Genomic DNA, 455 nt, shown 5'->3' on the forward strand with positions numbered 1-455 from the left:
CTGAAGAGGCGCATAGCAGCAATCAACTCATTTTCGTTGTGCTTCTTCCAGATTGTTAAAGAACGATTTACAGCTTTTTCGTTGAGTCAAAAACCCAACGCTTAACGCACAATCTGTGCACTAAGCGTTGCTCTCTTGAGCCTCACTCATGAAACATCCAACAGACCAACATTGTAGGCATCAACGCGGCGTCTTTTCAAACGCAACATCAACCCTAAGCAATGGTGGAGGTGAACGGGATCGAACCGATGACATCCTGCTTGCAAAGCAGGCGCTCTCCCAGCTGAGCTACACCCCCGTATCCCACACAACCGATCAGCCGACAACTCGACTTCTCAACCTGAGCAGAATGCTGTGGTGGGTCTGGTTGGACTCGAACCAACGACCCCCGCCTTATCAAGACGGTGCTCTAACCAGCTGAGCTACAGACCCCATGTTTCATGGATCATGTAGTC

General features: G+C 50.1%; 2 tRNA genes. Both read right to left on the minus strand.

From position 1 onward, the window contains the following. Positions 1–222: 222 nt before the first annotated feature. Positions 223–298 (minus strand) — tRNA-Ala (locus EYW45_RS00085). A 57-nt stretch (positions 299–355) separates the two neighbouring features. Continuing rightward, a tRNA-Ile gene (locus EYW45_RS00090) sits at positions 356–432 on the minus strand. Positions 433–455 lie beyond the last annotated feature (23 nt).

Origin of the sequence: Schauerella aestuarii, from assembly GCF_009866805.1 — a bacterium.
Taxonomy (GTDB): Bacteria; Pseudomonadota; Gammaproteobacteria; order Burkholderiales; family Burkholderiaceae_B; genus Schauerella; species Schauerella aestuarii.